The 24,700-nt window shown below is 57.3% G+C and carries 22 protein-coding genes; 12 read left to right on the top strand and 10 right to left on the bottom strand.

Going from position 1 to position 24,700, the window contains the following annotated elements; all coding sequences use genetic code 11:
- Positions 1 to 74: 74 nt before the first annotated feature.
- Positions 75 to 815, bottom strand: a complete 741-nt coding sequence (locus tag ACR0NM_RS11775) for a YebC/PmpR family DNA-binding transcriptional regulator (protein ID WP_170392173.1) — start codon at positions 813 to 815, stop codon at positions 75 to 77.
- Between the two features lie 110 nt (positions 816 to 925).
- Here ACR0NM_RS11775 and ACR0NM_RS11780 point away from each other — a divergent pair, with 110 nt between their 5' ends.
- The 4 genes from ACR0NM_RS11780 (at position 926) to ACR0NM_RS11795 (ending at position 6,052) form a co-directional block, all read left to right on the top strand.
- Positions 926 to 2,698, top strand: coding sequence for an SLC13 family permease (locus ACR0NM_RS11780; RefSeq protein WP_170732952.1), 1,773 nt, complete (start codon positions 926 to 928; stop codon positions 2,696 to 2,698).
- Positions 2,699 to 2,714: 16 nt separating this feature from the next.
- Positions 2,715 to 3,449: a glutamine amidotransferase gene (locus ACR0NM_RS11785; protein WP_480562392.1), complete on the top strand. Its 735-nt coding sequence runs from the start codon at positions 2,715 to 2,717 to the stop codon at positions 3,447 to 3,449.
- 72 nt (positions 3,450 to 3,521) lie between these two features.
- On the top strand, positions 3,522 to 4,379 hold the full coding sequence (locus ACR0NM_RS11790; RefSeq protein ID WP_170512356.1) for a bile acid:sodium symporter family protein: 858 nt from the start codon (positions 3,522 to 3,524) through the stop codon (positions 4,377 to 4,379).
- A gap of 11 nt (positions 4,380 to 4,390) precedes the next feature.
- Positions 4,391 to 6,052: an FAD-binding dehydrogenase gene (locus ACR0NM_RS11795; protein WP_480614847.1), complete on the top strand. Its 1,662-nt coding sequence runs from the start codon at positions 4,391 to 4,393 to the stop codon at positions 6,050 to 6,052.
- Here ACR0NM_RS11795 and ACR0NM_RS11800 read toward each other — a convergent pair whose 3' ends face one another.
- The 5 genes from ACR0NM_RS11800 to mgtE all read right to left on the bottom strand — a co-directional run bounded on the left by ACR0NM_RS11800 (position 6,053) and on the right by mgtE (position 11,648).
- Positions 6,053 to 6,799: a YbaY family lipoprotein gene (locus ACR0NM_RS11800; RefSeq protein WP_480614850.1), complete on the bottom strand. Its 747-nt coding sequence runs from the start codon at positions 6,797 to 6,799 to the stop codon at positions 6,053 to 6,055. It lies immediately after the preceding gene.
- Positions 6,800 to 6,895: 96 nt separating this feature from the next.
- Positions 6,896 to 8,674 carry an SLC13 family permease gene (locus tag ACR0NM_RS11805; protein ID WP_170392185.1) on the bottom strand — a complete coding sequence of 593 codons (1,779 nt, stop codon included), beginning with the start codon at positions 8,672 to 8,674 and terminating at the stop codon, positions 6,896 to 6,898.
- Between the two features lie 91 nt (positions 8,675 to 8,765).
- Complete coding sequence (locus ACR0NM_RS11810) at positions 8,766 to 9,578, bottom strand: TIGR00282 family metallophosphoesterase (RefSeq protein WP_480614853.1); 813 nt, start codon at positions 9,576 to 9,578, stop codon at positions 8,766 to 8,768.
- 112 nt (positions 9,579 to 9,690) lie between these two features.
- A complete protein-coding gene (locus tag ACR0NM_RS11815) occupies positions 9,691 to 10,257 on the bottom strand; it encodes a 5-formyltetrahydrofolate cyclo-ligase (RefSeq protein WP_480614856.1) in 567 nt (188 codons plus the stop codon).
- Positions 10,254 to 11,648 (bottom strand): magnesium transporter, encoded by a 1,395-nt coding sequence (mgtE, locus tag ACR0NM_RS11820; RefSeq protein WP_170401569.1) that lies wholly within the window; start codon positions 11,646 to 11,648, stop codon positions 10,254 to 10,256. The genes ACR0NM_RS11815 and mgtE overlap by 4 nt, the downstream gene beginning before the upstream one ends.
- 138 nt (positions 11,649 to 11,786) lie before the next feature.
- Between mgtE and guaD the strand changes: the two genes are divergently transcribed.
- Positions 11,787 to 13,079, top strand: a complete 1,293-nt coding sequence (gene guaD, locus ACR0NM_RS11825; RefSeq protein ID WP_480614859.1) for a guanine deaminase — start codon at positions 11,787 to 11,789, stop codon at positions 13,077 to 13,079.
- A gap of 62 nt (positions 13,080 to 13,141) precedes the next feature.
- Here guaD and ACR0NM_RS11830 read toward each other — a convergent pair whose 3' ends face one another.
- The 3 genes from ACR0NM_RS11830 to ACR0NM_RS11840 all read right to left on the bottom strand — a co-directional run bounded on the left by ACR0NM_RS11830 (position 13,142) and on the right by ACR0NM_RS11840 (position 15,798).
- Positions 13,142 to 14,476 carry an 8-oxoguanine deaminase gene (locus tag ACR0NM_RS11830; protein WP_170392194.1) on the bottom strand — a complete coding sequence of 445 codons (1,335 nt, stop codon included), beginning with the start codon at positions 14,474 to 14,476 and terminating at the stop codon, positions 13,142 to 13,144.
- Between the two features lie 114 nt (positions 14,477 to 14,590).
- Positions 14,591 to 15,382, bottom strand: a complete 792-nt coding sequence (gene hisN, locus ACR0NM_RS11835) for a histidinol-phosphatase (protein ID WP_480614862.1) — start codon at positions 15,380 to 15,382, stop codon at positions 14,591 to 14,593.
- Positions 15,383 to 15,426: 44 nt separating this feature from the next.
- Positions 15,427 to 15,798 (bottom strand): helix-turn-helix domain-containing protein, encoded by a 372-nt coding sequence (locus ACR0NM_RS11840; RefSeq protein WP_170343628.1) that lies wholly within the window; start codon positions 15,796 to 15,798, stop codon positions 15,427 to 15,429.
- A 337-nt stretch (positions 15,799 to 16,135) separates the two neighbouring features.
- On the opposite strand from ACR0NM_RS11840, the gene ACR0NM_RS11845 reads away from it, so the two are divergent.
- The gene (locus ACR0NM_RS11845) at positions 16,136 to 17,104 is read left to right on the top strand and encodes an NADPH:quinone oxidoreductase family protein (protein ID WP_480614865.1); all 969 of its coding nucleotides are present in this window, start codon (positions 16,136 to 16,138) and stop codon (positions 17,102 to 17,104) included.
- On the opposite strand, the gene ACR0NM_RS11850 is transcribed toward ACR0NM_RS11845, so the two are convergent.
- Entirely contained in the window at positions 17,088 to 17,966 is an 879-nt protein-coding gene (locus ACR0NM_RS11850) for a LysR family transcriptional regulator (RefSeq protein WP_170512372.1), read from the bottom strand. The two genes, ACR0NM_RS11845 and ACR0NM_RS11850, sit on opposite strands and share 17 nt — an antisense overlap.
- A gap of 127 nt (positions 17,967 to 18,093) precedes the next feature.
- On the opposite strand from ACR0NM_RS11850, the gene ACR0NM_RS11855 reads away from it, so the two are divergent.
- The 6 genes from ACR0NM_RS11855 to ACR0NM_RS11880 all read left to right on the top strand — a co-directional run bounded on the left by ACR0NM_RS11855 (position 18,094) and on the right by ACR0NM_RS11880 (position 24,695).
- Positions 18,094 to 18,312: a DUF1127 domain-containing protein gene (locus ACR0NM_RS11855; RefSeq protein WP_170512374.1), complete on the top strand. Its 219-nt coding sequence runs from the start codon at positions 18,094 to 18,096 to the stop codon at positions 18,310 to 18,312.
- Positions 18,313 to 18,507: 195 nt separating this feature from the next.
- The gene (locus tag ACR0NM_RS11860; RefSeq protein ID WP_010441904.1) at positions 18,508 to 19,245 is read left to right on the top strand and encodes a Bax inhibitor-1/YccA family protein; all 738 of its coding nucleotides are present in this window, start codon (positions 18,508 to 18,510) and stop codon (positions 19,243 to 19,245) included.
- 442 nt (positions 19,246 to 19,687) lie between these two features.
- A complete protein-coding gene (locus ACR0NM_RS11865; protein WP_480614868.1) occupies positions 19,688 to 20,845 on the top strand; it encodes a LacI family DNA-binding transcriptional regulator in 1,158 nt (385 codons plus the stop codon).
- Positions 20,842 to 22,197 (top strand): extracellular solute-binding protein, encoded by a 1,356-nt coding sequence (locus tag ACR0NM_RS11870; protein ID WP_170392204.1) that lies wholly within the window; start codon positions 20,842 to 20,844, stop codon positions 22,195 to 22,197. Before ACR0NM_RS11865 ends, ACR0NM_RS11870 begins: the two co-directional genes overlap by 4 nt.
- 57 nt (positions 22,198 to 22,254) lie before the next feature.
- Positions 22,255 to 23,487, top strand: coding sequence for a carbohydrate ABC transporter permease (locus ACR0NM_RS11875; RefSeq protein ID WP_170512378.1), 1,233 nt, complete (start codon positions 22,255 to 22,257; stop codon positions 23,485 to 23,487).
- Positions 23,487 to 24,695 carry a carbohydrate ABC transporter permease gene (locus ACR0NM_RS11880; RefSeq protein WP_170392208.1) on the top strand — a complete coding sequence of 403 codons (1,209 nt, stop codon included), beginning with the start codon at positions 23,487 to 23,489 and terminating at the stop codon, positions 24,693 to 24,695. Before ACR0NM_RS11875 ends, ACR0NM_RS11880 begins: the two co-directional genes overlap by 1 nt.
- Positions 24,696 to 24,700: the final 5 nt, after the last annotated feature.

Raw genomic sequence — 24,700 nt, forward strand, 5'->3', positions numbered from 1 at the left:
GTAAAACGCGCAGCTGCAACAGAAAAACCCGGCCGCTGGGCCGGGTTTGGTTCATCTGGCGTGTGTCCGATACATCAGAGCTGCGCCATAACCTCGTCGGTCGCTTCGAAGTTAGTGGTCACGCGCTGAACGTCGTCGTCGTCTTCCAATGCATCCACCAATTTCATCAGCTTTTGCATGTCTTCCAGACCCAACTCGGTCGTCGTTGTCGGCTTCCAGACCAGCTTGGTGGATTCGGATTCGCCCAGCGCCTCTTCCAGCGCGTTTGACACATCGTTCAGATCCGTATCTGCGCACCAGATGATGTGACCGTCATCCGAGCTTTCGACATCCTCTGCCCCGGCCTCGATCGCGGCTTCGAAAATCGTATCCGCATCGCCTGCGTCTGCCTGATACACAACTTCGCCCTTGCGGTCGAACATGAACCCGACCGAGCCGGTTTCACCCAAGTTTCCACCATTCTTCGAAAAGGTCGAACGAACAGTCGAGGCGGTACGGTTCCGATTATCGGTCATCGTTTCAACAATCACGGCCACACCGTTGGGACCATAGCCCTCATACCGGATTTCTTCGTATTCATCGCCCTCGCCTGCTACGGACTTCTTGATCGCACGGTCGATCACGTCCTTGGGCACCGAATTCGACTTGGCCTCTTTCACCGCCAGACGCAGGCGCGGGTTCTTGTCGGGATCGGGGTCGCCCATCTTGGCGGCGACCGTGATCTCTTTCGACAGCTTGGAAAACAGTTTGGACCGCGCGGCGTCCTGACGTCCCTTGCGGTGTTGGATATTGGCCCATTTGGAGTGGCCTGCCATGGTGCGTCCTCGTCATCGTGATTGCGTGTTTGGCGCTCATATAGACGTTTGCGGGGCAAAGGATCAAGAGAGCGGCTTGCCCTGTCTTCGCCCGTGACTATGGTGGCGGTATGACGACAGATCAGATCATTCTTTTTTCCCTTTTCATCGCCGTTTTCGGAATGCTGCTCTGGGGGCGGTTCCGCTATGACCTTGTAGCATTCACCGCCTTGATGATCGCGGTCACGCTGGGTGTGGTGCCCGTTGACAATGCCTTTGCCGGGTTCGGGCACCCGGCCACGATCATCGTGGCGTTGGTGCTGGTGGTTTCTGCCGGTCTGGTGCGCTCGGGTGCAGTGTTCATGATCACGCGCACACTGGTCGACGCATCGCGCGGATTGGGCGCGCATATCGCGCTAATGGGCGGCATCGGGGCGATCCTATCGGCCTTCATGAACAACGTCGCGGCGCTGGCGCTACTGATGCCAGTCGATATCCAGACCGCGCGCAAAGCGGGGCGCCCGGTCGGCCTTAGCCTGATGCCGCTCAGCTTTGCGACGATCCTGGGAGGGATGGCCACGCTGATTGGTACGCCGCCAAATATCATCATCGCCTCGATCAGGGCTGAAACACTGGGCGAACCGTTTCACATGTTCGATTTCGCACCGGTGGGCGGATTGGCTGCAATTGCGGGGCTGGCGTTCGTCGCGCTGATCGGCTGGCGCCTCATTCCCAATCGCGGCGCGCAGGAAGAAACCTCGGAAGTTTTGGCCGAATACATCGCCGAACTGACGATCCCGCCCGAATCGCCCCATATCGGGAAACGGGTCAGTGAGCTTTATGAGGCCGCCGAGAAATCTGACGTCGCTATCATCGGCCTGATCCGGGACGGAAAGCGACGCTATGGTCGATCAACCCACGCAACCCTGCATGAAGGCGATGCGCTTGTTCTGGAAGCACGCCCCGAAGCGCTGGATGAGTTCCGCGCCGCGCTCAATCTGGATTTCTCGGACGCCCGTCGGCAGGAGGTTTTGACTGCCGAAGGCGAAGGGCTGGAAGTGGTTGAAGTCGTTGTCCCCGAAAGCGCGCGCATCACTGGGCGAACTGCGCAGGCGTTAGGACTGGCCTGGCGACAGAGTACAGTCCTGATGGGCATTTCACGCCAAGGGCGCCGGATCACCAGTCAGGTTCGCAAAACCGAGGTCGAGCCCGGCGACATCTTATTGCTGCTGTGCCCGCGCGACCGAGCACCCGATGTCACCGAGTGGCTCGGCTGCCTGCCCCTGGCCGAGCGCGGCTTGAATGTAACCGCGAATGATAAAGCCTGGCTTGCCATCGGCCTGTTTGCCGCAGCCGTGTTGGCGGCCAGTATCGGGCTGATCTATCTGCCGATCGCACTGGGGTTCGTGGTCGTCGCCTATGTGCTGACCAAGATCATGCCGATTGCGGATATCTACAACCACATCGAATGGCCGGTGGTTGTATTGCTGGGGTCAATGATCCCATTGGGCAGCGCGCTTGAAACCTCGGGCGGAACCGAGTTGATCGCCAACGCCTTGATTCAGCTGACCAACGGCCTGCCCGCCTGGGCAATCCTGACCGTACTGATGGTCGTGACGATGACCCTGTCCGATGTGTTGAACAACACAGCCACCGCCATTGTCGCCGCCCCGGTTGGCATTCAGATGGCGCGCACGCTTGAGGTGTCGCCCGATCCGTTTCTGATGACGGTGGCCGTTGCGGCGTCTGCCGCGTTTCTGACGCCCATTGGGCACAAGAACAATACGCTGGTGCTTGGTCCCGGAGGATACCGTTTTGGTGATTACTGGCGCATGGGGCTGCCGCTGGAAATCCTGATCATCGCGGTCTCGATCCCCGCGATCCTTGTGTTCTGGCCGCTTTGATGGCTAAAGGCTGTTTATGAAACGCTTTCTGATCCTGCAACTGCGCCCGGAAACCGATGCATCGGATGCCGAATATGCCTCGATACTGGACAAAACCGGGCTGAGCCCTGCGCAAACTCATCGCATCCGGCTGGATTGCGAAGACCTGCCCGAAGGGTTGGATGTCGTCGATTACGCTGGTGTCATCGTGGGTGGGGGTCCCGGCTGCGTTAGCGACGATCCGACCACCAAATCCGCGCTGGATGCAAAGATCGAAGGCGCAATCATGGGACTGATGCCCCAGATCACTGCGAAAGATCACCCGTTCATGGGCTGCTGCTATGGCTTGGGTATTCTCGCCGCACATCTGGGTGGAGATGTCAGCAAACGGCAATTTGGCGAACCGGTCGGACCGTCCGACTGCCGTCTGACAGAGGATGGCGCCCAAGACCCCTTGACCGCAGGCCTAAAGCCGAAATTCGAAGCGTTTGTGGGACATAAGGAAGCCGTGCAGTTACTGCCGGATGGCTGCGTTCATCTGGTAGCGTCTGACCCCTGCCCGTTTCAGATGATCCGCTGGGGGCAGAATGTCTATGCCACCCAGTTCCACCCCGAAGCGGACGCCAAAGATTTTGAGCAGCGGATCAACATCTACAAGGACCACGGCTATTTTCCGCCTGAGGATGCGCAAGGCTTGATCGATATGTGCCATGCCGCAGACGTTACGCAGCCGGGTGAAATCCTGCGCCGGTTTGCTCAACGCTACGGGTGACCCAACGGCGTTGTTGCCTGATCTACGACCCCTCGCATAGGCTGGCCCGAATGACTTTGGGAGGAGTTGTTCTTGGACCTGCTTATCAACGTTGGCCTGCCCATTTCGCTGGCCATTATCATGTTGTCACTGGGGATCGGGCTAGAAGCCGCCGATTTCCGCCGGGTTTTGGCGCGGGGGTACCCCTTCGCCATTGGCGCCATCAGTCAAGTTGTGCTGATACCATTGGCTGCCTTCGCGACGGTCACTCTGTTCGGATTGCCCGCTGAAATCGCCGTGGGTGTCATGCTTTTAAGCTTTTGCCCCGGTGGGGTCACCAGCAACATCCTAGCAAAGTTTGCCAAAGGTGATGTGGCGCTGTCGGTCAGCCTGACAGCGGTGATCAGCCTGCTGTCCATCGTGACCGTCCCCATTCTGGCCGCATGGTCCATAGATCATTTCATGGGCGAGGCCGCACCCAAAGTTTCGATCAGCGCATTAGCCACCGCGCTGTTCCTGATCACGACCCTACCAGTCGCCATTGGTGTCGCCATACGTCACTTTGCAAGGGGGTTCGCCATTCGGGTCGACGGCCCGCTTTCGACGCTCGCATCGATACTGTTCGTGCTGATCGTCGCGGCGGCACTGGCCGGAAACTGGCAGTTCTTCATCCAAAACCTCAGCTCGATTGGGGCAGCTCTAATCGCGTTGAACGTTGCGCTGTTGCTGATCGGTCTGGGGCTGGCGCGCATCGCCAATCTGACATGGAGTGAGGCGAAAACGATCTCGGTCGAGACTGGCATTCAGAATTCGGCGATGGGAATTACGCTGGCAGCTTTGATCACCGGCACCACGACCGGCTTCAGCCCACTTGCCGTTCCTGCCGCCGTTTATGGCATCACGATGTATGTGGTCGTAACCCCCTTCATCCTTTGGTTCCGCAGCCGCTGAAAGGACATCCGATGACCAATAACACCGCAGACGCGATCGTGATCGGAGGCGGCCTTGCGGGCCTCTCGGCGGCGGCCGAATTGGGCGACCGGGGCAAGCGGGTGATCGTGCTGGATCAGGAGCCTGAGCATTTTCTGGGTGGACAGGCGTTTTGGAGCCTCGGCGGCCTGTTCATGGTCAACACCCCCGAGCAGCGCCGCATGGGCATCCGCGACAGCCACGATCTGGCCCTGCGCGACTGGATGGGCAGCGCGCAGTTTGACCGCGATGAAGACAACTGGCCCCGCAAATGGGCTGAAGCCTATGTCGAGTTCGCCGCAGGTGAAATGCGTCCGTGGCTGCATGAAATGGGGCTGCGCTGGTTTCCCGTCGTGGGCTGGGCCGAACGCGGCGGTTCTTATGCGGACGGCCATGGCAACTCGGTCCCGCGCTTTCACATCACTTGGGGAACCGGCCCAGGTGTACTTGAGCATTTTATCCGCCGCGTCCGCGCGCATGTCGACGCCGGCTTGATCCAACTGAAGTTCCGTCACCAAGTCAGCCACATCATTATGCAAAATGGTTCTGCCAAAGGTGTGTCAGGGGAAGTTCTGGCCGATGACGGCATTCAAAGAGGTGGCAAGACCAACCGGGACGAACTAGGCGAATTCGAAGTCTATGCCCCTTCGGTTATTGTCACCTCTGGTGGGATCGGTGGGAATTTCGAGATGGTGAGACAGAACTGGCCCCGCGACCGGCTGGGTGAACCGCCCAAAGATATGGTGGCAGGCGTTCCGTTTCATGTCGATGGCCGCATGATCCCGATCAGCGAGAAAGCTGGCGGACATGTCATCAACGGCGACAGAATGTGGCATTACACTGAAGGTGTGCGCAATTGGGATCCGATCTGGCCCGCGCACGGTATACGTATTCTACCCGGCCCAAGTTCGATGTGGTTCGATGCGCGCGGCTATCGCCTGCAACCCCCTTGCCTGCCGGGGTTCGATACGCTGGGAACGCTGAAAGAGATCCTGAAAACCGGATATGAATACAGCTGGTTCGTTCTGACCCAGAAGATCATCAAAAAGGAATTTGCACTTTCGGGGTCCGAGCAGAACCCGGATTTCACTTCGGGCAGCTGGAAAGAGGTGATCCGTCAGCGCATCCTGTCTGGCACCAAGGCGACTGGGCCGGTCGAGGCGTTCAAGGAAAAGGGCGAGGATTTCGTCGTCGCCAACACGCTGACTGAATTGGTCAGCGGCATGAACCAATTAGGCGGAGGTCTGATAGACGAGACGCATTTGCGCACCCAGATCGAGGCACGGGATTCTCAGGTCGACAATCCGTTTTCCAAAGACGCCCAGATGATGGCCATCCTTGCCGCACGCAATTATCGGGGCGACAAGCTGATCCGGACGGCCAAACCGCACAAGTTCCTTGATCCATCAAACGGCCCGCTAATCGCGGTCAAGCTGCACGTACTGACCCGCAAGACATTGGGCGGGCTGCAGACCAATCTGGACAGTCAGATGATCGGCGCCAATGGACAAATCGTCCCTGGCTTGTTTGCAGCCGGAGAGGTCGCGGGCTTTGGCGGTGGCGGCTATCACGGGTACAACGCGCTAGAGGGCACGTTTCTGGGCGGTTGCATCTTCTCGGGTCGCAACGCAGGAAGGTCCCGTGCAGTGGCCTGATTACTGGGTGCGCACGAATTTCAGTATCGGCTCACCTGCAGCATCGAGCAAAACCATGCTGTCGCCGGCAACGGCATAGTTCGTCACGTTTTGCAGGGCAGCAAAGAACTGATCCTCGACCTCGTCCAGTTCTGGCGGGCACGCCATTAAAGTCGCGGCCATATTGTCTGGAAACTCAAGGCTGTTGCCGGTGATCTCGGCTTGCCCGGAAAACCGGTTGCAACCGCCCGAGCCACCGAACGCACCACCTTGGGCGAAGGAAAGCTGGGGCGGCCGTTTTGTATCGAGCACGGTTCCACCGATACCGATGGCTGTCCACTCGGTCCCTTCCAGGGTCGCGGGGCTCTGAGCACCGGCCTGCACCAGCACAAGATCAGCCGAATTGCCTTCGCCGTTGGTCAGCACGGGATGGACCGTATCCGTCGTAAACAACAGCTCACCCCCGCGATAGATCGACCCGCGTACGGCATAGGTCATCCCCTCGCGGATCAGCGCGTCATCAAAAGTCAGTTCAAATTCCGAGGGCACTCCGTTCAACGCATAGCGTTGCGCCGCCAGCGTGACCGCTGCCGCATCTGCCCGAGAGATATCCTGCAATTCGACAAATAGCGTCGCATCCGGTGGCAGGGCGATCCGTTCACGGTAGGTTGCCGTGCCAGTGACTGTTCCTGCCGAGCTTTGGCTGCCCAGCAAGGCCAATACGATTGCTCCGGCCACAATGGCCTGCCCGAGTTTTGGAAAAGGCATGATCCCATCCTTTCACATTCATCTTAGGCAAAAAGATTGTGACGATGTCGACATTTACAAGGCCCGAAACACCAGGTCGGCGAATCCGTGCCAGTGTCAGAGCGGCCAGATGAACGGAATAAGAAGTGACGCCAGCAGACCCACAGTCAGGTTCAGCGGCACACCAACTTTCAGAAAATCGGTGAATCTGTACCCACCCGGGCCATACACCATCATGTTGGTCTGATAGCCAATCGGCGTCGCAAAGGATGCCGATGCCGCCACCATCACCGCGACCACCAGCGGGCGCGGATCAATTCCTACAGCCTGAGCCAGAGAGATCGCGATCGGAGTGACCACCACCGCCACGGCGTTGTTCGAAACCAATTCGGTTAGCACCGAGGTCAACAGATATACGGCCCATATGATCAAGAAAGGTGGCAACATGCCCAGCGCCGGTGCAACCGCTTCGACAATCAGTGTAACCGCGCCCGATTTATCGAGCGCAGCCCCAATTGCGAGCATGGAGAAGATCAGGGCCAGCAATCGGCCTTCGACAAATGAGAACGCCTCATCCGCGTCGATACATCGGGTCAGCAGAACCACGGCAACGGCGATGATCGACAACAGCAAAATCGGTGCCACGCCCAACCCCGCCAGGGCGACGATCCCGACCAGCGCACCGATGGCTATGGGCGCATGGCTGCGGCGAAACGCTCGTGCCGAAGGTTGCGTAACATCGACCATATCCATATCGGCGGCCAGCTTCTGGATATCCGCAGGCGAGCCCTCTAACAGCAGCGTATCCCCGACACGCACGGTCAAAGCATCCAACTGACGCCCGATATTCTGGTTCCTGCGATGAACCGCCAGGACGTAGACACCATATCGGCGACGTAACCGCATCGCACCAAGCGTTCGACCGACCATACGGCAGCCCGGCGTGATCAGAACCTCAACCGTCTTGGTCTCAACGGCTGAGACCTGATCCACGCGCTTGAGTTCCTTGTTGCTTTGAAGACTCAGCAATTCGGTCATCTCGGTGCGCAAAACTACCCTGTCGCCCACTTTCAGCGTCACCCCCTTGAGGTTCCGTCGCAGCGAGTCATCCCCCCGGATCACGTCGATCAGACGCACTCCGGGGCGTTTGAACAGCTGAACGCCGGTCACTTCGCGGTCGATCAGATTGCTGTCGGGTGGGATAACCGCCTCAGTAAAGAACTTCATCTTGGACCGGTCGCTGAGCATCTCAGCCATGCTGTCACGCTCGGGTAGCAGTCGTGGCGCAATGAAGCGCAGGTACACCATACCGTAGATCACCAGCGCGATGCCCAGCGGGGTAACCTCGAAGATTGAAAACGCCGTCATACCCTGTGCGCGGGCCACACCATCGACCAACAGGTTAGTCGAGGTGCCAATCAGCGTCAGCGTACCCCCAAGGATCGCCGCATAGCTGAGCGGGATCAACAATTTGGACGCCGAAACATTCAGCGTGCGGGCGATCTGGATAAAGACCGGGATCATTACAACGACAACCGGCGTGTTCGATACCACCGCCGAAGCAACGACGACAAACGCCATCAATAACCCGATGGCAAACCGAGGGTTCACCTGCGCCTGCTTCTGCGCGAGCGAGGTGAACGCGTCAAGCGCTCCGGTGCGAACCAAGGCACCCATGATGATGAACATCGCGCCGATGGTCCACGGCGCGGGATTCGAAAGGACTGCAAGCGCACTTTGATAGGGCAGGATACCGGTTGCCAGCATCAGAGCCGCCCCGCCGATGGCGACAACTTCGGTCGGATAGACCTCGCGCAGAAACATGATGAACATGCCCGCTACGATCATCAGCGCCAGAATTGCGCTGCCCATCTCTGTCAGTTGAAGGAATTGCATTCTTGGTATTCTGTCCGAACCCTGATCTGGCATACGCGCCTAATAGGTAGTTTCACGTATTGCACGCGGCGGGGCAAGTCTGACGTACCTTTCAGGGTGTCGACTGCTGCAACCGCCCGCCAACACGAACCATCTGCACGGATTTTGCGCTTCCATCGCGGTCATCGGTTTCGACAAAAACTCCGCTCAAGGTCGCCTCACCGGTCGCAGGCGTAAACCGCGCCTTGGGCATCCCGGTTATGAACCGGCGCATCGGTTCCTGCTTGTCCATTCCGATGACCGAGTCATAGTCGCCGCACATCCCGGCATCGGTCAGATATCCTGTACCGCCCGGCAATACTTGCGCATCCGCGGTAGGCACATGCGTATGCGTCCCAACCACAAGGCTTGCGCGTTTGTCGCAATAATGGCCCATCGCCATCTTCTCGGACGTTGCCTCGCAATGCATGTCGACGATGATCGCCTGCGCCTGGCCGCCGCGTGGGTGCGATTTCAGGATCGGTTCAATGGCCGAAAAGGGATCGTCAAAGGGGCGTTTCATGAAGACCTGCCCTAACACCTGCACCACCAGAACCTTGCGACCGCCCGGCGCGGTGAACAGTCGATGCCCTCGCCCCGGTGCCCCTTTGGCATAATTCAACGGACGCACGATGCGAGGTTCTTTCTCAATAAACTGCAGCATGTCTTTCTGGTCGAAAGCATGATCGCCCAAGGTGATACAATCGGCCCCCGCGTCCAAAAGCAACTTGGCGTGGTCCCCGCTCAGCCCCATTCCGTTCGAGGCGTTCTCGCCGTTGACAACGACAAAATCCAGCCGCCATTCGTCACGCAGACGTGGCAAATGCTGTTGGATGGCGGCGCGACCCGAACGCCCCATGACGTCACCAAGAAACAAAATCCTCATGATTGCGGTCCTAGGGGCTGGAAGTGGCAATAACAAGGCAGAAGCAAACAATCACTCAGCCTGAAGCCTGCCAATGTAAAGGAAATCGCGATCGCGCATAGCGAGGGATAACTTAGAAAGTTAGCACCCGGCTTTCAGTAATCACCATATCGAGTGGTTGATCGGTCGGCTCCAGCGGCAGATATTCAGCTTCCTGCGCATCAAAGGCAAATCCTATGGCCAGCGTCGGGCGCTTGGCGCGCAACCCTTCAAGCGTGCGATCATAGAAGCCGCCGCCATACCCCAAGCGGCCACCCTGCGCATCAAAGGCAACCAGTGGCACGATCAGGATCTCCGGGTCGAAATAGTCATCGATCTCGGGCACTTTCGCGCCGAAGGGTCCATCTTTCAGTATGCCCTCAGGCGTCCATCGAGAGAAGCGCAACGCCTGCCCTGCGGCCTGAATGACAGGCACGCCCACTGGGCCATATGCAGAAGCCTCGGCCATTGCAGGCAGCGGGTCGATTTCGGTGCGGATCGGCATATAGCCAGACATGGGAACACCGCGATGACCCGCCAGAACCTCGGACAAGCGCCCGGCCGCGCCCGGGATGCGCATATCAAACGCTACCTTGCGTCGCGCGAATGCCGCCTTGCGCGCTGCGGCCTTGATTTCGGTCAGATCGGTTGTCTCGTTCACAGTAGTACCACGCTGGCAAGCCCCAGAAAGATGAAGAACCCCATGACATCCGTTGTCGTGGTCACAAAGGTTCCTGACGCCAGCGCCGGGTCAACACCCAGACGGTCCAGCACTACCGGTACTACCGTACCAGCAAAGCCCGCGATGATCATGTTCACGACCAGCGCAGATCCGATCACGACACCCAGCAGCGGGGAGTCGAACCACATCATCCCGACGGTTCCCAACACGATAGCGAAACACAGCCCGTTGAGCATTCCCACCAGCAGTTCTCGCCGGATCACGCGCCCTACGTTCGAGCCGGTCAGGTCGCGTGTTGCCAACGCCCGCACTGCAACGGTAAGTGATTGGGTCCCGGCATTGCCCCCCATCGAGGCGACGATCGGCATCAGGATCGCGAGCGCCACCAGTTGATCAATCGCGGCCTCAAACTGAGAAATCACCAGCGATCCGCAAATCGCCGTAACCAGATTGACACCAAGCCAAGGCAAGCGGCGCCTACTGGTTGCCGCTACACTATCGGACAGAGAGCTTTCGTCCGAGACGCCCGCAAGACGCAGCATATCCTCTTCGTATTCTTCGTCCAGGACCACCATCGCATCGTCGATAGTGATAACACCGACCAAACGACCGTCGCCATCCACGACGGGAGCCGAAATCAGGTGATACTGATTGAACGCATAGGCCACGTCCTCTTCATCCTGTTCGACGGGGATGGTGTGGAATTCATCTTCGGCAATGTCCTGCAGCGGCACCTCGCGCCGGGTTGCCATCAACTTGCCCAGCGTGACCTGAGCAACCGGTTTCAATCGCGGGTCAACAAGTATGACGTGATAGAACTGTTCCGGCAAATCGTCGGTGGCACGCATGAAATCGATGGCCTGCCCTACGGTCCAGTGATCGGGCGCCATGACCACCTCGCGCTGCATAAGGCGGCCAGCAGAGTTTTCTGGATAAGATAGGGCTTGCTCTGCCGCGACGCGTTCGGAGTCTTCAAGCGCGCCCAGGATGGTTTCTTGCTGCGGCTCTTCAAGGTCTTCCAGAAGGTCAACAACGTCATCACTTTCCATATCCCGAACGGCTTCGGCCAGAACGTCCGGTTTCAGGACATTGATTACTTCTTCCCGAACTGACTCGTCGAGCTCCGACAGGATATCGCCGTCGAACTCTTTGTCATACAGCCGGATCAGGCGCGCACGGTCGTAAGGATTGATCTGCTCCAGAAGGTCAGCGATATCGGCCGCGTGCAGCGGCTCCATCAGCTCAATCAGCTTGGCACGATCTTCGACATCAACCGCATAAAGGATGGCCGCAACGGTTCGCGGGTCCAGCGCATAGGCGTCCTCATCGCGGGGCTGATCGGGTCTGGCTTCGTCGTTGCCTGTCGTCATGCGCTGCCCCTCTTTCTTGTCGATTGCCCCTAGATAGAAGAAGCAGCTACCGGAAAACAATGACAATGGTCCAATTTACCCGCATCTTTCGCGCCCCTATGCTGGTTGGCGGTCCAAAACAGGCGGAGAACAGAACAAATGGCGCAAAAGACGCTTCTGAAGGGACGTGTGCTTAGCTTCAACGGATCACCGTTCGAAGGTGAGCCCACCGATGCGACCAAAATTCACCAAGCCGTCCTGATCGAAGATGGCCGCATCGCGGCACTGGGCCAGGCGTCCGACCTGTCTGACGCGCATCCCGAAGCCAACATTAAGGATTATGGCGATCAGCTGATCATGGCGGGATTTGTGGATTCTCATGTCCACTATCCGCAGACGGCAATGATCGCGAGCTGGGGAAAGCGGCTGATCGATTGGCTGAACAGCTACACGTTCCCTGAAGAGATGAAGTTTGACGACCCCGCCTATGCCGCTGAAATTGCAAACAGATATCTAGACCTAACCGCAGCCCATGGCACCACAACCATGTGCAGCTTTTGCACCATTCATCCAGAGAGTGTTGATGCCTTCTTTACCGCCGCGCAGGCGCGTGGGCAGCGGGTTGTCGCGGGTAAAACCTGCATGGATCGCAATGCGCCTGAGGGGCTGCGAGATACTGCACAAACCGGATACGACCAGTCCAAAGCTCTGCTTGAAAAGTGGCATGGGGTTGATCGCATAACTTACGCCATCACTCCACGATTTTCGCCGACATCGACGCCAGAACAGCTGGAGGCGATGGGCGCGCTTTGGGCCGAGCATCCCGACTGCCTGATGCAAACCCATCTGAGCGAACAGACCGATGAGATCGAATGGGTCCGATCCCTGTTCCCCGACGCGCGCGACTATCTGGACACCTATGAGCAGTTTGGGCTGCTGGGTGGAAATGGCCTTTACGGGCACGTGATCCATCTGGAAGAGCGGGAGCGCGATCGTCTGCGCGAGGTAGATGCAGCTCTGATCCACTGCCCCACATCAAACACGTTTATCGGCTCTGGCCTGTTTGACATGAATGGTCTGATCCACTCAGGGCACCGCGTGGGCTTGGCCACCGACACCGGAGGCGGCTCAAGTTTTTCAATGCTGCGCACAATGGCTGCGGCCTATGAGATTGGTCAATTGCGAGGCCATCCCTTGCACCCCTCGCAATTGCTTTGGCTTGGAACGGTGGGATCGGCTCGTACCCTGCGGATGGATGACCGTATTGGCAACATCGCCGTGGGCATGGAGGCCGATCTGGCGGTGCTGAACCTCGCATCGACGCCTGCTATCGCCCAGCGCGAAGCTCATGCTGATGATCTTTGGGAAGCGGTGTTCCCGACCATTATGATGGGTGATGACCGTGCCGTAACCGATACCTGGATCGCCGGACGAGCTGTTTCTGGTCGATAGGAATGGGCCTATGGCCCATGCCTCCGGCGGAGGTATTTTTAGCCAGATGAAGAGCGGATCCGCTATTCTGCCAGCGCGCGTGCCAGACGATTCTGGGTTTCTATGACCCTTGGCAGGTCGATCGTGGCGATCTGACTGTTACGAACAATCTGGCGTCCCTCGACAAAGAGGTGTTTGACACGCGTTGGTCCGGCCAGAAGGAGCGCAGCGGGGTCCCAACTGCCTGCACTTTCAATTCCTTGCACGTCCCAAATGGCAATATCAGCTCGTTTACCGGGCATAAGCCGGCCGCAATCGGGCCGATTCAACACATCCGCCCCGCCTCGGGTGGCGATCTCAAGCGCCTCACGGGCCGACATGGCGTCAGCGCCGTTTGCGACTCGTTGCAGCAGCATGGACTGGCGCGCCTCGGCCATCAGATTGCCGCTGTCGTTGCTGGCTGATCCATCCACACCCAACCCGACTGGCACGCCTTGATCACGCATTTTTCGGACTGGCGCGATACCTGAACCAAGACGACAATTGGAACATGGACAGTGCGCAACGCCGGTTCGGCTACGTGCAAACAGGTCAATCTCGGCGCCATCCAGCTTGACACAATGAGCGTGCCAGACATCCGAACCGGTCCAGCCCAATTCTTCGGCGTATTGGCCGGGTCTACAGCCGAACTGATCTTGAGAATAGGCTATATCCTCATCGTTCTCCGCCAGATGGGTGTGCAGCATCACACCTTTGTCGCGCGCTAACAGCGCGGCATCGCGCATCAGGTCCCGACTAACCGAGAACGGCGAACATGGCGCCAAACCAACGCGACACATCGAACCCTCAGATGGGTCGTGATAGGCATCTACTACGCGGATCATATCCTCCAGAATAGCCTGCTCGGATTCGACCAAAGCATCAGGAGGCAGTCCACCATCACTTTCGCCAATGCTCATAGCTCCACGCGTGGGATGAAAACGCAGCCCCAGCTCTGACGCTGCATGGATCGTGTGTTCAAGCCGCGCGCCATTGGGATATAGGTAAAGGTGGTCAGAGCTAAGCGAGCAGCCGGACAGTGCCATCTCGGCCAATCCGATCTGGGCAGATATAAACATCTCGTCAGGACCAAAGCGGGACCAGATGGGATAGAGCGTTCGCAACCAACCAAACAGCAAAGCGTCCTGCCCGCCGGGAACCGCGCGGGTGAGCGTTTGGTAGAGATGGTGATGGGTGTTCACCAGACCGGGGGTCACAACACACCCAGTGGCATCATGTATTTCGCCATCGCTCGTAAGGCGGTGGCCAATCTGGGCTATCTTACCATCCCGAACCAGCAGATCAGCGCCTGCAAGCTCTTGCCGATCATCATCCATCGTCAGGATCATATTGGCGTTACGGATCAGAAATTCTGTCATTTTCGCACTCCCGCATACTGCCCGTCTCATGCATGGAGTGATGGGCTGGTGGAAAACGGGCGTAAGAACCAGCCGTGATCAGTTTAAAGTTGCAAAGAAGGGTCGGCAACCCGTTTAGTATTGCTTCAGAATTTCTAGCGCTGCCGCATGAATCTCAGTATTGGCTGCAGCGAGCGCACGCCCACCATTATGAGCCGGATTACCCTGCCAATCCGTCACAATACCACCCGCGGCCTCGATCACCGCGATTGGGGCCTGGATATCGTAGGAATTCAATCCGGCCTCGACCACTAGATCGGTTTGACCTGCAGCGAGCAACGCGTAGGCATAACAGTCCATCCCATAGCGTGTCAGCTTCGTTTTCTGAGAAACCGCCTTGAAGGCGGCGGCCTCGACCGCGCTGCCAACCTCCGGGAAGGTGGTGAAGATGATCGCCTGGTCCAGAGATCGAGTGTCACGCGTCCCAAGTTCTGTGCGTCCCAAAGGGCCTTTGACAAAGGCGTGCTCTTTATCTCCGATAAAACGTTCGCCGATATAGGGCTGATCGATCACACCAAGCTTCGGTCCAGTCTCATCGCTTAGGGCGATCAGAACACCCCATGTGGGCGTACCACTTATGAAACCGCGCGTGCCATCAATTGGGTCCAGCACCCAAACTCGTCCGGTAGTTCCCTCGGAATGACCGAACTCTTCCCCCAGGATACCGTCCTCAGGCCGGTGATCAGCCAGCACCCTACGCATTGCTTTTTCTGCTTCGCGATCAGCGGCTGTCACCGGATCAAAACCGGCATCGAGTTTGTTGTCTGTCTTCAGGTTAGATTGGCGGAAATACGGAAGAATGGCCGCCCGCGCAGCGTCGGCCATTTCTTCGGCAATCTCTAGATCGCTTGGTAGGGTGTTTTGCATTGCTTACCCGTGCGCCCCACACCCCGCGAAGTCAAGCGCTTGTATCAGGCGACGTCGCTCAGCACGCGTGCCAGTTCAAACAGGCGGCGACGCTGGTTTTCCGGGATCGCATAATACGAGCGAACAAGATCAAGCGCTTCTTTGTCACCCATCAAATCCGCAGGAACCGATTTCTTGTCTGCATCCGACTTCTGAGCCTCTTCGAGACCCTCGAAGAAAAAGCTGACGGGAACATCCAACGCTTCGGCAATGTCCCACAAACGCGATGCGCTTATCCGGTTGGCCCCTGTTTCGTATTTTTGGATTTGTTGAAACTTGATACCAACTTGCTGCGCCAACTGCTGCTGAGTCATGCCAATCAGCCAGCGGCGATGCCGGACGCGTTTGCCCACATGGACATCGACGTGATGGGTCATTGGTAGTCTCCTTTACACAAACACCTGTCCGGGAAACCGCGACAGCAGCCATCGCCGCTTACTTAGCGGGTCGCTGCTTAAGAACTCCCTAATTCGGATCGTGCCCCCCGAACAGCACCATAGTACAATATTGCCGCAATCCGTTATTTTTTCAAGCTGGTTGAATCAGAGAATTCGAACAGTGGTTTGTGGTTGTACGGCCAACATAGAGATTGATAGTTTCTAAATGGGAAACAGTTGATCCACCCTATTCAGTTTAACGCTGTGAAGATTGCGAATGGAATTGACAAACGGTCAAGCCAAACGGCCTATGGCGACAAACGAGCGGAGACCAATGATGCAGGCATTTCGTATCGAGACCAAAGGGGCACCCGCTCAGCTATGCGAAACACGCGAAGCACCGCTGCAAGAGAACCAAGTTCGTATCGCAATCCGCGCCTGCGGCCTGAACTTTGCAGACCTTCTGATGCAGAAAGGAACGTATCAAGACACCCCCGAAGCACCGTTTACGCTGGGCATGGAGATTGCAGGGATTGTCACCGAAATTGGAAACAATGCTACGCATTTGAAGTTGGGCGATCGTGTTGCAGTCTATTCAGGTCAAGGCGGCCTGGCCGAATCAGGCGTTTTTGATGCGGACCGGGCAATTCCCCTTCCAGATTCGATGAGTTTCGAAGACGCGGCCGCGATCCAAATTGCCTATGGCACCAGCCATATTGCTCTTGCGCACCGGGCGCGACTGCAACCGGGCGAGACCCTACTGGTCACCGGTGCTGCCGGTGGCGTGGGATTGACCGCAGTTGAAATCGGAAAACTGATGGGTGCGACAGTCATCGCCCAAGCCCGCGGGCAGGACAAATTGGCCGTGGCACAAAAAGCAGGTGCAGACCATCTGCTTGACGCAAGCGAAGACCTGCGCGACCGCGTTCTCGCTCTGGGTGGTGCTGACGTGGTCTACGATGCGATTGGTGGAGATGTCTTCAAGGCCGCCTTCCGCGCGACCAACCCGGAAGGCCGCTTGTTACCGATCGGATTTGCCGGAGGTGAGGTGCCCCAGATCCCGGCCAACCATCTATTGGTCAAGAACCTGACCGTGATCGGCGTATATATCGGCGGCTATCTGAATTTCAGACCCGTGATCGTGCGCGACAGCTTCAGCACCTTGTTCCGCTGGCATTCTGAGGGCCGGATAAAGCCTCATATCAGCCACGTCCTGCCCTTGCAGGATGCAGCAAAAGGTTTGGAACTGCTGCGCGATCGCAAATCCACTGGCAAGGTGGTGATCCGCATCAACTCGCCACTTTAAGCGGCTGCGCCGTTGGATGACTGAAGTTCTGGCGCAGCAGGTTCGCAAGCTCTGATACATATTCCTCACGTACCCGCTCTGCACCGTAGAGGTTGATGAACTGCACCGGCAGGTCCGGCAGCACTCCGGCATGGTCAATCAGTTCCTGATGGCTGGGCTGGGTGCCTTCCAGCAAAACTCCCACAGCCAGATCAGCGCTGACGGTGGCTTCAACGGTGCGGTCGGAATCGCTGTCGATGCTCATATCCCATTCGATTCCCGCATCATCCAGCGCCGCTGTCGCAACCGGACGGAAAATGCAATTCCGGCAAAACCCCAGCCGCAAAGGCTTTTGGCGCCAGGCAGATCCGTTCAGCGCGCCAACCCAACGCAAAGGCATATGGTGCAGGGTTTCGGCACCTTCGCCCGCACCCGATTCCGTAGTCACAATCAGATCGAAGCTTCCGCGTGCGAACTCTTCTTTCAAGTGCCGCGTGTTGGAAGTGACCAAGTTCACGCTGACCCGAGGAAAGCTGGCATTGAAACGCTTCAACACGCGCGGGATGAACGGATGAACGACGTCATGCGGTACGCCTAGCACGACCTCGCCCTCAAACGCCTGATCCGTCAACCGCCCGATTACCTCATCATTCAACGCAATCATCCGCCGTGCGTATGCCAGCAATTGCTCTCCGGACGCCGTTAGCGCGATGGTTCGACCGGATCGATCCAGTAATTCCAGCCCCAAAAGCTCTTCCAGCCGCTTGAGCTGCATAGAGACCGCAGATTGCGTGAGGTGAAGAAATCCAGCGGCACGCGTCACGCCCCCATGGTCAGCAACAGCTACGAAAGACCGCAATGTGGTGATGTCCAAATTTCGCATGTTCAAGATTCCTTATGAGACTCGTCATAAACATTCATTTCCAAAATATGTCAGACTGCTCCATATAGATCAAGGAAATTGATTGAAGCGCTAGGTTTCATCAAACAATCAGGAAAGGGCAATCATCATGACCCATATAGCCATCTCAGCTCATCGTCGCATCAAGCGTAAGGCGATTGGTGCTCGGATACTTGACCTGTTTAACCTCGCTCGTCAGCGGCGCGCCCTCGCCCAGCTTGATGATGATGCACTGAATGACATCGGCGTATCACGCAAAGACGCGCGTAACGAAGCAGAGCGCCCGTTCTGGGACGCGCCCGACAGCTGGCACAAACATCTGTATTAATTCGAAAATACCGGCGGCTTGAGGGATTTGGCGACCAAGCCGCCGGTTTTTTGGCGACAGTTGCAAAAATTGCCGACAGTTTTGCTGAGTTTCAGGCTTAAAACCCTTGAAACGAGGGCCACACTCTCCGATATTTACCGGGAAACCGGCTCGCATCCGTGGGCTGCGAACAGAATATTGAAGGGAGACCCCTATATGGCACAATTCGACACGATCCGGACGGCGTCCGGCGCGCGCGCTGCCGAGATAGACGAGGGCCTGCGCGCCCATATGAACAAAGTCTACGGCACGATGTCCGTAGGCATGCTGATCACATTTGCCGTGGCATGGGCGGTGGGCTCGAGCCCGCAACTGCTGTCGATCTTCCGTGATCCGGTCACGCTGAGCCCCAACATCCTGGGCTGGATCGTGATGTTTGCACCTTTGGCGATGGTGTTTGGCTTTGGCGCCGCCATCAACCGCCTCTCGGCGTCCGGCGCACAGCTGTTCTTTTATGCATTTGCAGCCGTGATGGGCCTGTCGCTGAGCTGGATTTTCGTAGCATTCACCGGCATCTCGATCGCGCAGGTATTCCTTGTGACTTCGATCGCGTTTGCAGGTCTTTCGCTGTACGGTTATGTGACCAAGAAAGACCTGTCCGGCATGGGCACCTTCCTGATGATGGGTGTGATTGGCCTGATCGTTGCGATGGTGATCAACATCTTCCTGCAATCACCAGCGATCATGTTCGCAGTGTCGATCCTGGGTGTGCTGATCTTTGCCGGCCTGACCGCCTATGACACGCAGAAGATCAAAACCACCTATCTGCAGATGGCTCATGCTGGCGATCAGGAATGGCTTGGCAAAGCGGCGATCATGGGTGCTTTGAACCTGTATCTGGACTTCATCAACATGTTCATGTTCCTGCTGCAACTCCTGGGCAACAGAGAATAAAACCGCTTCCAACAGAATACAGAAAGCCCCGCTTGGCACTTTGCTAAGCGGGGCTTTTTTTATGTTGCTCTTCAAAAGCCAATACCAAGCCTTGGTGAATTCGCATGATGTTCCGACCAGATTCTTTTTCCTCCACAAATTTTACACGCCCTCATAGCCGGATAGTCGCCCGTATTTACGCATAATTCTCATGCTCAATTCACCGATTCTCATCAAAGCTCGGCGAACAATGATCAGCCTGTAGTTACTGTAGCAGTCGGCAGTCATCCTTGTTGGCGCAACCCTAAATTTGCACCACTCTGAAAGCCGCGTTTGCAAGTTTGCATGTGCGTTCATCAGCGCCATTCGCCATTGGAACGTTCGTGTACTTGGTCGATCCAATCAAAGAATTTCATAATTTTGATTGCCGAAACCGGTTTCGGAGAAAACAAATAGAAGAATGATGACGAATCCAACTCTCCAGCAACCGCAGTCTCGCCCCCGGAGTCATTCTGGCCCCGGCAGGGTAAAACTGGATCAATTGGCCGATCATCTTGGGCTTTCTAAGAGCACGGTGTCCCGCGCCCTGAATGGATATACCGACATCTCGGAATCCACGAGAAAGCGCGTTGAAACCACGGCGCGAAAGATGGGCTATCGCCCACTCAGCCATGCGCAGGCGATACGAACCGGGCGGGTGCGCGCCATTGCCATGGTCATCAACAGCGAAGAACCAGACCGGCATAATCCATTTCTTCAGGATTTTCTGGCCGGAGCATGCGAAGCGGCGAGCGCATCCGACTGGACGATGACGATTTCTACGGCGAAGTCGGAAAAAGATATGCTTGATGTATTGGGGCGGCTTGTCGAAGAGCGCAAAGCCGATGGATTCATTCTGCCCCGGACCGAGGTCGACGATGCGAGGGTGAAATACCTGCAAGAGTTGAAGGTTCCCTTCATCATGTATGGCCGCACGGGGTATGGGCAGGCGGACTGGCAGGATGAGACATCCTGGTTCGACATTTCGGGTGAATCTGCAACCCGTGATGCGGTCGGTCGGCTCGTCGATTTTGGCCATACGCGTATCGGATATGTCGGTAGCGATCCGAAATTCAACTACAGCCATCTGCGCCGTGACGGTTATCTTGAAGGTCTCAAGATCGCGGCCTTGCCTGCCGATCCCGAGTTGATCCGGGAAGGTGCTCGTACGCGCGAGGAGGGTGCGGTTGAGGCACGCGCGCTTTTGACGCTGAATCACCCACCTACTGCAATAGTATTTGCAACGGATCTGGCTGCGCTGGGGTGTTACTCGGTCTGTACAGAACTGGGCCTCGAGGTCGGGCAAGATGTATCAATTCTGGGATATGACGGCATCCCTGAATGCCAATATGTCAGCCCTGGTCTAACCACGTTCAGCGTCGATTCTAAGCGGGCAGGAGAACGCCTTGCGACGATGCTGATCAGTCAGACTCGCGGTGAAGTGCCCGCAGATCTGCGTGAGATTGGTGAGGCCGTTCTGATCGAACGCAGTTCCGACGGGCCACCAAGCGTTACAGCCGAGGAACTGGCCCGAAAAATTCAACTTTCAAAAGATCATAACCGGGGAGGAAACCGACTATGAAACTTGCACCTTTAGCATCGCGAATGATGCTTGGAACATCACTTGCGCTAGTATTGGCGGCGACGTCAGCTCAGGCGGATACGATCCGCTTCTGGACCACCGAAGAACAGCCCGAGCGGCTGGCCAAGCAACAGGAAATGGCTGACCAGTTCAAGGCTGAAACCGGCACCACGGTCGAGGTTATCCCGGTCACCGAAAGTGATCTGGGTACACGCGCCACAGCAGCATTTGCCGCCGGAGACCTGCCAGATGTGGTCTATCATCCGCTGCAATATGCCCTGCCATGGGCTGAAGCGGGCATTCTGGACACCGAAGCCGCCACCGAAGTGATCGAAGAACTGGGCGCCGACACCTTCGCCCCCGGCGCGCTTGGTATGGCTGCGTTCAATGACGAAACCGCGTCGGTACCGGTCGATGGATGGACCCAAATGGTTGTCTACCGCAAAGACCTGTTTGATGAAGCGGGCCTTGAGGCCCCGAACTCATTCGCCAACGTCGTCGCTGCGCTGGAGCAGTTGCACAACCCGCCCGAGATGTACGGTTTCGTTGCTGCAACCAAAGTTGATGAAAACTTCATGAGTCAGGTTTTGGAGCATGTGTTCCTCGCCAATGGCGTGACCCCCGTTGGCGCGGACGGATTCCAGCCGCTGGATGAAGCCAAGACCATAGAGGTATTGGATTTCTACAAGGCGATCTCGAAAGCCTCGCCCCCGGGTGAGCTATTCTGGAAACAATCGCGCGAGCTGTATTTTGATGGCAAAGCAGCGATGATCATCTGGTCGCCCTTCATCCTTGACGAACTGGCCGGTCTGCGCGACAGCGCCCCGCCGACGATCAACGATGATCCGACCTCGCGCGATCTGGCCTCGAAGACTGGTATCGTCACTAACTTCTCGGGCCCATCGAACCCGGATGGCGCGGCTTGGGGTGACGTTCGTTACTTTGGCATCACCAACGACGCCGACACCGACGCGGCGATGGAGTTCGTGAAATTCGCCATGGACGACGGCTATACTCAAACACTGGCCATCGCACCCGAGGGCAAGTTCCCGGTCCGTCGCGGTAATGCTGACAACCCGACCGCGTTCTCGGAAGCATGGGCAGAGCTGCCTGTTGGCGTGGACCGCAAAGCCCCGTTGGGCGAGCTGTATGATCAGGCGATGATCGATGAGATCGTCGGCGGTCTGGACGTGGCGCAGCGCTGGGGCGTTGCTGAAGGCCAGCTGGCTTTGGCGTCCAAAATGATCAACAGCCAGGCAATTAACCGGGTCGTGCGCCAATATATCGACGATGAAATCGATGCCGCCGCTGCAGTGGCCGCAATGAACGACGAGCTCGCGAAGGTTCAGTAACCTTGTGACACATGCAGCGGCGATTACGCCGCTGCACCCAACCCTTCGAGGTATCCCATGTCTTCGGCCACCCCACCGACCGGAACCGGGGCGCTAGCCAAACGCGAGGCGCGTCTGGCCTGGACGCTGCTGGCTCCGACAGTGATCAGTGTATCGCTTGTGGTGATCCTGCCCTTGCTGGCGATCTTCTGGATCAGCTTCAAGCCCTTCACCCTGTCTGACCTTCGTCCGCCTGCACCTGTGGTGCGTGAAAGCTTGCGCGGATCTGGCGAGGATCTGCGGATTGAATACCGCGTCCGCAACTCAAGTCAGGACATCGCCGTTGTCGGCGTCACCCTGACAGATGTTCTACCGGACGGCGTGACGGCGCGCGAAGTTGCAAGTCCCTGTGTTCTGGACGGGCAAAACCTGTTCTGCGATTTCGGCACACTGGAAGGCGGTCAACGCGAACGCATCCGTATTCCGGTCACCTTGGACGGAGATCCGGACGCTTTCGAAGAGCTGCTCGAAGGATCAGAGCCCGGCGTGACCGGGAGCGGACCCAGCGTCCTGACCAACCTTGAATTCAGTCTGGAAAACTACGCCCGTGTCTTTGATGGAGACGAGTTCTGGGGCGTGCTGTGGGTTACGTTGTTCTACACCGTGGTCGGCACCATTGGAGCTTTGGTGATGGGCCTGTTTGCAGCCTTGTTGCTGAACAAAAGCTTCAAAGGACAAGGGTTCATACGCGGCCTCTATCTGTTCCCCTATGTGGCGCCGGTCATCGCTGTGGCCTTCACATGGGTCACCTTGTTCGACCCGTTCTCGGGTTCTGCCAACGCATTGTTGGTGCAGATGGGACTAAGCAGTGAACCGATCAACTTCTTCGGGGAACGCCCTTTGGCGCTTATCATGGTGACAGTGTTCGAGATCTGGCGCTATTTCCCGCTGTCGTTCCTGTTCATTCTGGCGCGGATGCAATCAATCGACTCCAGCATGTACGAAGCAGCAGATATGGATGGAGCCTCACCATTCCAGAAGTTCTGGCTGCTGAGCATCCCGCAACTGCTGGGCATCCTGTCGGTACTGTTCCTGCTGCGTTTCATTTGGACGTTCAACAAGTTCGACGACATCTTCCTGCTGACCGGCGGCAATGCCGGCACCCGTACTCTGACCGTAAATGTCTATGAACAGGCATTTGCGGTTTCGAACATCGGCGCAGGCGCAGCGGTGGCCGTTGTGATCCTGATGTGCCTGATTGCCTTTAGCTTCGTCTTCTTCCGCTTCATCAGCCGCGAGGAGGGTTTGTGATGCGCAAAGGGTATATAACCGCCCCGATTCTAGGCGCGCTCTGGCTGGTGGTGATCGCCACTACTGTCGCCATCACCATGTCATTCTCGACCGGGGCTGCGTTCCGGCCACAGGTCTTGCTCTGCTTGATATGGGGGGCTATTGCCGGTCTGGTGTATGTCCGCTTCTCGGCGCAACGCGCACCGGCCCGACTGGGTGTATCCGCCTTGTTAGGCCTGTCTTGCCTGACCGGAGTCGGGCCTGTCCTGATCGGCTCTGACACATCCCTGCAGGCAATACTGGTCACCGTCGTGGCGATGGCGGTCGTGATACACCTATCCGTTGCCGCAATCCTGAAAGAGACACCGTTCGGCGAGCTCACCCGCCACGAGTACGAAGAGGCCGTGATCCGGTTCTGCACGGGCTTTGGCTATATCTTCTTCACGGCGATCGTGATCATTCCGTTCTATGTGATGGTGATGACCAGCCTGAAGTCGCAACAGGCCCTGTTGCAGAACCCGCTGGATTTCTCGGTAGATCTATCACAAGGCACCGCGCTGTTTCGCAGCTATACCGAGCTGTTTCGCGATTTCAACTTCGGCACCTATCTTTGGACCTCGCTCTACGTCTCGGTCCTGACGGTCTTTATCACCCTGCTGTTCAGCGTCCCCGGAGCCTATGCCGTCGCGCGGTTCCGTTTCTCGGGGCAAAAGGCGTTCTCACGCTCGATCCTGCTGATCTACATGGTGCCGATGATCGTTCTGGCGCTGCCGATCTATATCGCGTTCTCGCTGACTGGCTTGCGCAACTCGATCCTTGGCATCGTGATGATCTACCCGGTCACGACGATCCCTGTCGCGCTGTACATGCTGCAAGGTTATTTCCGTGGCTTGCCGACTGAGGTGGAAGAGGCCGGTCTCATGGATGGGCTTTCGCGGCTGGCAGTGATTTGGAAGATTACGCTGCCGCTTAGCCTGCCTGCGCTGGCGTCGGTCTCGCTCTACGTCTTCATGATCGCTTGGAACGAGTTCCTGCTGGCCTTCATGCTGCTGGACGACCCTTCGAAATTTACCCTGACCCGAGGCGTCACGATGCTGAACTCCTCGGAAATTCCTCGACAGCATCTGATGGCCGGTGCGGTGATCGCCACCGTTCCGATCATGGCGCTGTTCCTGGGACTTGAACGTTTCATGACTAAGGGCCTGACTGCGGGGTCCGTCAAAGGATGACTGAG

The organism is Ruegeria sp. AF2, assembly GCF_056542025.1.

What these genes read in the sequence shown, in the direction of transcription:
- ACR0NM_RS11775 (WP_170392173.1), bottom strand. Translation starts at nt 815, where the DNA reads ATGGCAGGCCACTCCAAATGGGCCAATATCCAACACCGCAAGGGACGT.
- ACR0NM_RS11780 (WP_170732952.1), top strand. Translation starts at nt 926, where the DNA reads ATGACGACAGATCAGATCATTCTTTTTTCCCTTTTCATCGCCGTTTTC.
- ACR0NM_RS11785 (WP_480562392.1), top strand. Translation starts at nt 2,715, where the DNA reads ATGAAACGCTTTCTGATCCTGCAACTGCGCCCGGAAACCGATGCATCG.
- ACR0NM_RS11795 (WP_480614847.1), top strand. Translation starts at nt 4,391, where the DNA reads ATGACCAATAACACCGCAGACGCGATCGTGATCGGAGGCGGCCTTGCG.
- ACR0NM_RS11800 (WP_480614850.1), bottom strand. Translation starts at nt 6,799, where the DNA reads ATGCCTTTTCCAAAACTCGGGCAGGCCATTGTGGCCGGAGCAATCGTA.
- ACR0NM_RS11805 (WP_170392185.1), bottom strand. Translation starts at nt 8,674, where the DNA reads ATGCAATTCCTTCAACTGACAGAGATGGGCAGCGCAATTCTGGCGCTG.
- ACR0NM_RS11810 (WP_480614853.1), bottom strand. Translation starts at nt 9,578, where the DNA reads ATGAGGATTTTGTTTCTTGGTGACGTCATGGGGCGTTCGGGTCGCGCC.
- mgtE (WP_170401569.1), bottom strand. Translation starts at nt 11,648, where the DNA reads ATGACGACAGGCAACGACGAAGCCAGACCCGATCAGCCCCGCGATGAG.
- guaD (WP_480614859.1), top strand. Translation starts at nt 11,787, where the DNA reads ATGGCGCAAAAGACGCTTCTGAAGGGACGTGTGCTTAGCTTCAACGGA.
- ACR0NM_RS11830 (WP_170392194.1), bottom strand. Translation starts at nt 14,476, where the DNA reads ATGACAGAATTTCTGATCCGTAACGCCAATATGATCCTGACGATGGAT.
- hisN (WP_480614862.1), bottom strand. Translation starts at nt 15,382, where the DNA reads ATGCAAAACACCCTACCAAGCGATCTAGAGATTGCCGAAGAAATGGCC.
- ACR0NM_RS11840 (WP_170343628.1), bottom strand. Translation starts at nt 15,798, where the DNA reads ATGACCCATCACGTCGATGTCCATGTGGGCAAACGCGTCCGGCATCGC.
- ACR0NM_RS11845 (WP_480614865.1), top strand. Translation starts at nt 16,136, where the DNA reads ATGCAGGCATTTCGTATCGAGACCAAAGGGGCACCCGCTCAGCTATGC.
- ACR0NM_RS11850 (WP_170512372.1), bottom strand. Translation starts at nt 17,966, where the DNA reads ATGCGAAATTTGGACATCACCACATTGCGGTCTTTCGTAGCTGTTGCT.
- ACR0NM_RS11855 (WP_170512374.1), top strand. Translation starts at nt 18,094, where the DNA reads ATGACCCATATAGCCATCTCAGCTCATCGTCGCATCAAGCGTAAGGCG.
- ACR0NM_RS11860 (WP_010441904.1), top strand. Translation starts at nt 18,508, where the DNA reads ATGGCACAATTCGACACGATCCGGACGGCGTCCGGCGCGCGCGCTGCC.
- ACR0NM_RS11865 (WP_480614868.1), top strand. Translation starts at nt 19,688, where the DNA reads ATGACGAATCCAACTCTCCAGCAACCGCAGTCTCGCCCCCGGAGTCAT.
- ACR0NM_RS11870 (WP_170392204.1), top strand. Translation starts at nt 20,842, where the DNA reads ATGAAACTTGCACCTTTAGCATCGCGAATGATGCTTGGAACATCACTT.
- ACR0NM_RS11875 (WP_170512378.1), top strand. Translation starts at nt 22,255, where the DNA reads ATGTCTTCGGCCACCCCACCGACCGGAACCGGGGCGCTAGCCAAACGC.
- ACR0NM_RS11880 (WP_170392208.1), top strand. Translation starts at nt 23,487, where the DNA reads ATGCGCAAAGGGTATATAACCGCCCCGATTCTAGGCGCGCTCTGGCTG.